Source organism: Azospirillum sp. TSH20, assembly GCF_003115935.1.
GTDB lineage: Bacteria > Pseudomonadota > Alphaproteobacteria > Azospirillales > Azospirillaceae > Azospirillum.
This window is the reverse complement of sequence record NZ_LGQU01000126.1, coordinates 1-7,810: the sequence shown is the minus strand read 5'-3', so window position 1 is coordinate 7,810 and position 7,810 is coordinate 1. Positions and strand designations below refer to the sequence as shown.

Here is a 7,810-nt window from a genome sequence, read left to right as displayed (position 1 = left end):
GGGGCGCTGCACCTTCAGCACGATGTCGGCATCGGCCAGCGCCGACGCCTCGTCGGCTGCAATCGCGGCCCCCGCCGCCTCATAGGCCACGTCGGTGATGCTGGAACCGAGACCGGCCCCGCTCTCAACGACGACATCCAATCCGAGAGTTTTGAATTTCTTGATGGTTTCGGGAGACGCGGCGACGCGGCGCTCGCCCGGGCGGCGCTCCCTGGGTATCGCGATCTTCATGTCGTTTGCTTTCGAAGGCCGGCCATGGCGGCGGGCAAAATCCACCCGCGTCCAGATCAGGGCGGGCTAGCGCCGAAGCGGCAAAGGCAGGGGAGCCGGCAACCGATTTGCGCCGGCCCCACCGGCACCGGTCACTGGTTGGCGACGACCGGGAAGTCCCAGCTTTCGGCGGCCGAGGCCGCGATGGGCAGTTCTCCAGCCGGCAGATTGTCCACCGGCAGTTCTTCAAGCTGGCGGCGGATCAGGTCGCGGACGCTGACGACGCCGACCAGGGTCGCGCCCTCCAGCACCGGGACATGGCGGATGCCGTGCTCGTCCATCAGGCTCAGCACATGGCGGACCGTATCCGACGGGCTGCAGCAATAGGGATCGCGCGTCATCAGCGCCGATACCGCCTGCTCCAGGATGCCGGGCCCGCGGTCGACCAGCGCGCGGACCACGTCGCGTTCGGAAATGACGCCGACCACCGTGTTGCCTTCGGTGCGGCAGACGTCCTTGACCACCAGCGCGCCGGTGTTCTCCGCCTTCATCAGGCGCAGCGCGGTGGCGACCGTCTCGTTGATGCGCACCATGCCGATGCGCGTGCCCTTCTTGCGGAGAATGTCCTCGACCTTCATGACGCTCCTCCCCCTGTTCGATGCGGCCGGCCCCATGGTCCCTTCGGGCTCGGCGCCGGCCGCGCCACCTGCTTTGCTTACTGGGCCGCGACCGCTTCCGGTGCGGCAGCGGGAGCCGCGGGCTGCGGCCGGCTGTAGCAGCCGGCGTTCTCGCCCCGCTGCTTCACCAGGGCGAGCACCACGTCGATGGTCGGCGTCGGCACGCCCACCATGCGGCCCATCTCCTGCACCACCGACAGCAGCGGATCGATCTCCATCGGACGGCCGCGCTCCAGGTCCTGCAGCATGGAGGTCTTGTGCGCCCCCACCGCAGCGGCACCGTTGATGCGGCGTTCGACGTCGACGCGGAAATGGACGCCCAGCTTGTCGCCGATGTCCTTGGCCTCCAGCATCATCGCCTTGGCGACTGCGCGGGTGTCCGGGTCGCCGCAGATGCCTTCCAGCGTGCCGTGGGTCAGCGCGCTGATCGGGTTGAAGCACAGGTTGCCCCACAGCTTCAGCCAGATCTCGTCGCGGATGCGGTCGAGCACGGGCGCGCGCAGGCCGCCGGCCTCCATCGCCTTGGACAGGGCGACGACGCGCTCCGACTTCGACCCGTCCGGCTCGCCCAGCGAGAACTTGTCGCCATAGACATGCTGGATGACCCCGGGCTCCACCACTTCGGTCGCAGGATAGACGACGCAGCCGATGGCGCGCTGCGGACCGAGACCGTTCCACTGGACCGCGCCCGGATCGACCGTCTCCAGGGTGCGGCCGTCGAAGGCGCCGCCGGTACCGTGGAAATACCAATAGGGAATGCCGTTGACCGCGGTGACGACGGCGGTGTCGTCACCCAGCAGCGGTTGCATCGCGGGCACGACACCGGGGACGGAGTGGGCCTTCAACGCGACGATGACATAGTCTTGCGGGCCGAGTTCGGCCGGGTTGTCGGTGCAACGGGGGTGGACGACGGTCTTCTCCTCCCCCATCAGCAAGGTGACGCCGTTCTCGCGCATCGCCGCCAGATGCGCACCGCGCGCCACCAGACTGACTTCGGCACCCGCCTGGTGCAGGCGCACGCCGAGATAGCCGCCAATGGCCCCGGATCCGTAGATGCAGATCTTCATGCCGGATTCCCCTCTCCCCCGATTTCACTTTTTGAATGCTGTGGGGCTGGACGACGCCAGCCTGCCCACACCGGCCGCATCCATCGGCAGACCGGTTGCTTTGCAGCGGCATCCAACAGTCTGTCGCGCAAACTGTGTTTGGAGTTTGGTATACCACATACCGTATGTCAATGCGGAATGTGGGGGTGGGGTTGAAGATTGCGGAATCGGGCGCTTCCCCGATCGAATCAGGCTCCCTTCGCAAAGAAGTAGAGGGTCAACGCCGTTCCGATGATGACCACCAGTGTTTTCAGCAGCTTCGGATCGACCCGCTTGGCCCCCATGGCGCCGGCATAGCCGCCGGCCATCGCCGCAATCGCCATCGCCAGCGTTTCCGGCCAGGACACCGCCCCGGCGACGATGAAGGTGCCGACCGCTGCGGCGTTCATCAGCATCGCCAGCAACAGCCGCAGCCCGTTCATGGCGTGGATGTCGCGCAGCCCGAACAGGGTCAGCGCCGCCAGCATCAGAAAGCCGATGCCGCCGCCGAAATAGCCGCCATAGATCGAGATCAGGAACTGCACCACCAGCACGCTGCGCCCGCCCAGCCGCAGCCTGGACACGATGCCGGGCGCATAGGCGCCGATGGCGAAGACGGCTGTCGCGAACAGCAGCAGCCACGGCACGAAGCGGGCGAACACCGCATTCGGCGTCAGCAGAAGAAGCAGCGCGCCGGCCAGCCCGCCGATGAGGCTGAGCGCCGCAAAGACCGGAACATTCACCTGCCCGCCCGCCGCGATCTCCCGCCGGTAGGCCCAGCTGCTGGCCGCCTGCCCCGGAAACAGCGCCACTGTGCTGGAGGCGTTGGCGGCCACCGGTGACACCCCGGCGAACAACAGGGCCGGAAAGGTGATGAACGCGCCGCCGCCGGCGACCGCATTCAGCGCGCCCGAGGAGAAAGCCGCCAGCATCAGAACGACGATAGCCAGCATAATCGATCCACCCCTTTCGATCGGTGTTGACGATGCAACTCGTATTCTGTATACAGAATATCAGCCTTTGAAGCGGGCTCTGCCGGGACGCATGGTTCGTGACCCTCACCCTCCGATGCGGTTCACGATTCTGCCTCCCAAAACGCGACAAACCGACACCGGGACCAATGCGGTGGTCCCGATGCCGGCTTGTCGTGTCGTTTGGCGGTGAACTGTACCGCCTTTATCTGGAGTCCCGGCCGGCCCCCCGGTCAGCGGGAACTCCCTTTCCCTTTCAGTCGGCGCCTTCGGTCGCCAGCTTGCCGCTGACCGGCTGGACGGTGTCCTCGGCGATCTGACGGGCACGCATCGGCTTCAGGACGAACAGGGCCATGAAGGCGGCGATGGCATTGACCGCGGCGGCGAAGAAGAACACCGTCTGCCAGGACCCGCTGGAGGCCACTATGATGTTGGCGAACGGAACGACCAGAGAGGCAGTGCCCTTGGCGGTGTAGAGCAGGCCGGCGTTGGTGGTGGCGAACTTGGACCCGAAGCTGTCGGCGCAGCAGGACGGGAACAGGCTGTAGATTTCACCCCAGGCGAAGAACACCAGGCCGGTCAGGATGACGAAGGCGACCGGGTTGTGGCCCCACTGGTTCAGCGCCAGGATGCCGACCGCTTCGATGGCGAAAGCGACGAACATCGTGTTCTCACGGCCGATGTGATCCGACACCCAGCCGAAGAAGGGACGGGTCACGCCGTTCAGCACGCGGTCGATGGTCAGCGCGAAGGTCAGCGCCGGCAGGGTCAGGCCCATGATGCTGACGGGGGCGCCGTCGAGGTGGAAGTCCTTGGCGATCGGGCCGAGCTGCGCGGTGGCCATCAGACCGCCGGCGGCGACCATGACGAACATCAGGTACATCACCCAGAAGACCGGCGACTTCAGCGTCTCCTGCGGGGTGTAGTTGCGGCGGCTCTGGTTGACGGTGGACTTGCCCTTCGGCAGCAGGGCCGGGTTGGCTTCCTTCAGGAACCAGGCCAGCGCGAAGACGATCAGGCCCTGGCCGAGACCGAACACCAGGAAGGTCTGCTGGAAGCCGGAGGTCTGGATCATGTTGGCGATCGGCACGACCGTCACGGCGGAACCGGCGCCGAAACCGGCAGCCGTCAGGCCGGCGGCCAGACCGCGGCGATCCGGGAACCACTTCAGCGCGTTGCCGACGCAGGTGCCGTACACGGCGCCGGCACCGACGCCGCCCACCGCCGCGCCGATATAGAGCAGCGCCAGAGAGTCGGCGAACGAGTTGATGACCCAGGCCAGCGCACACAGGATGCCGCCGACCACGACGACGATGCGGGGACCGAACTTATCGACGAACCAGCCTTCGATCGGCACCAGCCAGGTTTCGGTCACGACGAAAATGGTGAAGGCGACCTGAATGGCGGCACGGCCCCAATGGTACTTTTCATCGATGGGGTTGACGAACAGCGTCCAGCCATATTGCAGGTTCGCGATCATCGACATACAGATCACGCCGATGACCAACTGCATCCAGCGGCCGCCGAGCGGTGCTCCCTGCGCCTCCGAATTCGTATGCTGCATCTTCTATCTCCTCCTAGGAAGCGGTTCTCTGCCGGTTCGGGCGTCGCTTCTGTTTTGATGCTTAGGCTTTTACTTTTGGCGTCTTCTTAGATGCTTTAAGAGGTTTGACGCTGTTGTTCGCTTTTGCTTGGCAGCGCGGCGAGGATGCGGCCTCGGGGCGCTGCACTGCTTGGGTGACGGGTTTTCGCCTCCCGCCAGACCGGTGCAGTCCTGATCCGATCTGGAATTATCAATATGGTATACCAGATGCCGGACACCTGACAAGCGATTAGTGGGTTGGGCGAACTGTTTCCGCAGGCTGCATTCGCCCAAGTGCCGGGGGCGAGAGTCGCGTTTCGATTTTCCGGCACGCGGAAAGCGGGGCGGCGCAGCTTTTGGCCGGACAATCTATTGGCATATGGTATGCCAGCTCCGACGGCACAGTTCGGCCCGGCAACCGCCGGCCGGCATGGTCTCCGCCGCCGGCGCTGACGCCCTTCCCGGCAGAACCCATATAGATAAGGAGTCGACCGCCATGGACCAGCAGCAGAACATCGAGATCGTCGTGGCGCGTGACGATGCCGATATCGCCGCCAGCTATCCGATCATGAAGGAGCTGCGGACCCACATGACCGACCCCGAGGCCTACCGCGCGCAGATTCGCCGCCAGATGGACGACGGCTACAACCTCGCCCTTCTGCGGCTGGACGGCGAGATCGCCGGCTGCGGCGGCTTCCGCGTCCACGAGACGCTGTCGCGCGGTCGCTACATGTATGTGGAGGATCTGGTCACCAGCTCCGCCAAGCGGTCCTACGGGCTGGGCGACAAGCTGTTCGACTGGCTGGCGGGCGAGGCGCGGGAGCGCGGCTGCGCCCAGATGGAGATCATCTCCGGCATCCAGCGCGGCGAGGCCCACCGCTTCTATCACCGCAAGCGGATGACCATCAAAAGCTTCCAGCTGGTGTTGCCGCTCGCCTGAGCGGACCGCATGCCGGACTGGAGTCGAAACGAAAAAGACGGCCTGGAAGGGCCGTCTTTCTCACGATCTGTTTGGTGGGGAACCGCAGCTCAGAAGGCGCGGGGGAAGCTTGCCCAGGCCGGACCCGGCGGCAGCTCCTCTTCCGGCTCCTTGAGATCGGCTTCGGTCGGGTTGGCGAGGCGAAGCGGCGCGGAGGAGAAATCGCGCTGCGACTTGCCCGCGGCGGCGATCTGCATCGACAGGATGTAGTGGACCGTGCCGCCGAAGACGGACAGCACAAGCGCCAGAACCAGCATTTCCAACATGTTCATCGCTCCAGTGTCTCGGTGGGGTGCTTTTTTTGTTTGGTCGGCTTCGGCGTGACCATTCTGTTATGACGCGTCGCAGCAATTGGTTCAAGTTGTTTGGTATACAAGGTACACGATGCCGGACATGCGCATGCCGCATACCTCCATCAATTTGCACGCATATCAAACATACCGCATGTCGAACATTTCGCCTCTTATGCTTTGGCATTACGGCTCCAACAGAGCGATTTCGATTGCGCTGCACCATCGCATAGGCCGACGTCGAAATTGTTTGCGTGGCGTACTGTATCTGGCATACCATATTCACAGCACGACGCCCGGCCGGGCGCCTTGCCGCCCCGAGGGGAGCCGCCCGACAGACGGTCTTCCTGCCAGCCGCCAGCCGATCAGGAGTCACGCCATGAAGGTCGAACATATCCTGCGCACCAAGGAATCCCGCGTCGTCGCCGTGCGGACCAGCGCAACAGTCGCCGAGGCCGTCAAGCTGATGAAGGCGGAGAACATCAGCGCCCTGGTCGTCAAGGATGTCTGCCGCACCGAAGGCAACACGCTGGCCGGCGTGCTTTCGGAACGCGACGTCGTCCACGCCCTGCTGGAGCGCGGCGGTTCGCTGCTGTCCATGCCGGTGTCGCAGCTGATGACGCGCCAACCGGTGACCTGCACCCCGTCGGACAGCGTCCATCAGGCGCTGCAGCTGATGGACAAGCACCATATCCGCCATCTTCCGGTGCTGGAGGACGGCCATCTGGTCGGCGTCGTCAGTGCGCGCGACTTCACCCGCCTGCATCTGCAGGAGCTTGAAGGCACCGTCGCCTCGGTCGCGGAGCCGCCGCCGGCCACCACCAGCTACGCCCACTGAACCATTCCCCGAACATGGCGCCGCCGGCACATCCTGTCCGGCGGCGCCTTTCCTATGGGAGAGGCCGCCTGTGACCACCCTGATCTTCACCCATCACGACTGCTTCGCGCATGACACCGGCCCCGGCCATCCGGAGGCGCCGGAACGGCTGGCCGTGGTGTGGCAAGTGCTGGACCGGCCGGAGTTCCGCGACCTGGAGCGCCGGTCCGCCCCCGAGGCCGATGTCGAGCAGCTGTCGCGCGTCCATGAACGCAGCTATGTCGATGCCGTGCTCGCCGCGGTCCCGGCCGACGGGTATCAGCGGCTGGACGGCGACACGCTGCTGTCGCCGGGGTCGCGCGGCGCCATCCTGCGCGCCGCCGGATCGGTCTGCGCCGCGGTGGACGCGGTTCTGGCCGGCGAGGCGACCAACGCCTTCTGCGCGGTGCGCCCCTGCGGCCACCATGCCGAACCGGCCCGCGCCATGGGCTTCTGCGTCTTCAACAACATCGCCGTCGGGGCCGAGCATGCCCGCAAGGTGCACGGCCTGACCCGCGTCGCGGTGGTCGATTTCGACGTGCATCACGGCAACGGCACCCAGGCGATGTTCGCCGACGACCCTAACCTGTTCTTCGCCTCCACCCATCAGTCGCCGCTTTATCCCGGCACCGGCAATTCGTGGGAGCGCGGCGTCGACGGCAACATCCTGAACCTGCCGCTGGAGCCCTACAGCGGCTCCGTCGAGTTCCGCCAGGCAGTGGAGCGCGCCATTCTGCCGGCGCTGGAGGCGTTCCAGCCGGAATTGCTGCTGATCTCCGCCGGTTTCGACGCCCACAAGCGCGACCCGCTGGCCCAGCTCGGCTTCACCGCCGAGGATTTCGAATGGGTGACGCGCAAGCTGGTCGAGCTTGCCGACCGGGTGTGCGGTGGCCGGGTGGTGTCGGCGCTGGAAGGCGGCTATGACGCGACCGGGTTGGCGGAAGGCTGCGCGGCGCATTTAAAGGCGTTGATGCGGGGGTGAGTGGGGCGTCGGCTTCGAATGCCCCCACCCTAACCCTCCCCCGCTGGGCGGGGGAGGGGACAAGCGCTTGTTCTGAAAGGCGGCGGCAGTCCCTCCCCCGCCCAGCTCTCGCACAAAGCTCCGCTTTGTGCTGACGCGACAGGCGGACCGAAGGTCCGCTGAGAGCGGGGGAGGTTAG

At 65.7% G+C, this 7,810-nt stretch carries 8 protein-coding genes and 1 pseudogene; 3 read left to right on the top strand and 6 right to left on the bottom strand.

From position 1 onward, the window contains the following. The 5 genes and pseudogenes from TSH20_RS29450 to oxlT all read right to left on the bottom strand — a co-directional run. Window positions 1-231 (bottom strand): annotated as a pseudogene (locus TSH20_RS29450) (NAD(P)(+) transhydrogenase (Re/Si-specific) subunit alpha); the annotation flags it as partial. Window positions 232-362: 131 nt separating this feature from the next. Then, window positions 363-848, bottom strand: a complete 486-nt coding sequence (locus TSH20_RS29445) for a CBS domain-containing protein (protein WP_109157814.1) — start codon at window positions 846-848, stop codon at window positions 363-365. Window positions 849-925: 77 nt separating this feature from the next. Beyond that, entirely contained in the window at window positions 926-1,954 is a 1,029-nt protein-coding gene (locus TSH20_RS29440; protein WP_109157813.1) for a 2-dehydropantoate 2-reductase, read from the bottom strand. Between the two features lie 227 nt (window positions 1,955-2,181). Next, the gene (locus TSH20_RS29435; protein WP_109157812.1) at window positions 2,182-2,925 is read right to left on the bottom strand and encodes a sulfite exporter TauE/SafE family protein; all 744 of its coding nucleotides are present in this window, start codon (window positions 2,923-2,925) and stop codon (window positions 2,182-2,184) included. 274 nt (window positions 2,926-3,199) lie between these two features. Beyond that, window positions 3,200-4,507 (bottom strand): oxalate/formate MFS antiporter, encoded by a 1,308-nt coding sequence (oxlT, locus tag TSH20_RS29430; protein ID WP_109157811.1) that lies wholly within the window; start codon window positions 4,505-4,507, stop codon window positions 3,200-3,202. A gap of 514 nt (window positions 4,508-5,021) precedes the next feature. Here oxlT and TSH20_RS29425 point away from each other — a divergent pair. Beyond that, window positions 5,022-5,465: a GNAT family N-acetyltransferase gene (locus TSH20_RS29425; RefSeq protein WP_085084000.1), complete on the top strand. Its 444-nt coding sequence runs from the start codon at window positions 5,022-5,024 to the stop codon at window positions 5,463-5,465. Window positions 5,466-5,554: 89 nt separating this feature from the next. On the opposite strand, the gene TSH20_RS29420 is transcribed toward TSH20_RS29425, so the two are convergent. Further along, window positions 5,555-5,776, bottom strand: coding sequence for a hypothetical protein (locus TSH20_RS29420; RefSeq protein WP_109157810.1), 222 nt, complete (start codon window positions 5,774-5,776; stop codon window positions 5,555-5,557). 397 nt (window positions 5,777-6,173) lie between these two features. On the opposite strand from TSH20_RS29420, the gene TSH20_RS29415 reads away from it, so the two are divergent. Both TSH20_RS29415 and TSH20_RS29410 read left to right on the top strand, forming a co-directional pair. Next, on the top strand, window positions 6,174-6,632 hold the full coding sequence (locus TSH20_RS29415) for a CBS domain-containing protein (protein ID WP_109157809.1): 459 nt from the start codon (window positions 6,174-6,176) through the stop codon (window positions 6,630-6,632). Between the two features lie 70 nt (window positions 6,633-6,702). Beyond that, a complete protein-coding gene (locus TSH20_RS29410; protein WP_109157808.1) occupies window positions 6,703-7,632 on the top strand; it encodes a histone deacetylase family protein in 930 nt (309 codons plus the stop codon). The last annotated feature ends 178 nt before the right edge of the window (window positions 7,633-7,810 follow it).

What these genes read in the sequence shown, in the direction of transcription:
- TSH20_RS29445 (WP_109157814.1), bottom strand. Translation starts at nt 848, where the DNA reads ATGAAGGTCGAGGACATTCTCCGCAAGAAGGGCACGCGCATCGGCATG.
- TSH20_RS29440 (WP_109157813.1), bottom strand. Translation starts at nt 1,954, where the DNA reads ATGAAGATCTGCATCTACGGATCCGGGGCCATTGGCGGCTATCTCGGC.
- TSH20_RS29435 (WP_109157812.1), bottom strand. Translation starts at nt 2,925, where the DNA reads ATGCTGGCTATCGTCGTTCTGATGCTGGCGGCTTTCTCCTCGGGCGCG.
- oxlT (WP_109157811.1), bottom strand. Translation starts at nt 4,507, where the DNA reads ATGCAGCATACGAATTCGGAGGCGCAGGGAGCACCGCTCGGCGGCCGC.
- TSH20_RS29425 (WP_085084000.1), top strand. Translation starts at nt 5,022, where the DNA reads ATGGACCAGCAGCAGAACATCGAGATCGTCGTGGCGCGTGACGATGCC.
- TSH20_RS29420 (WP_109157810.1), bottom strand. Translation starts at nt 5,776, where the DNA reads ATGAACATGTTGGAAATGCTGGTTCTGGCGCTTGTGCTGTCCGTCTTC.
- TSH20_RS29415 (WP_109157809.1), top strand. Translation starts at nt 6,174, where the DNA reads ATGAAGGTCGAACATATCCTGCGCACCAAGGAATCCCGCGTCGTCGCC.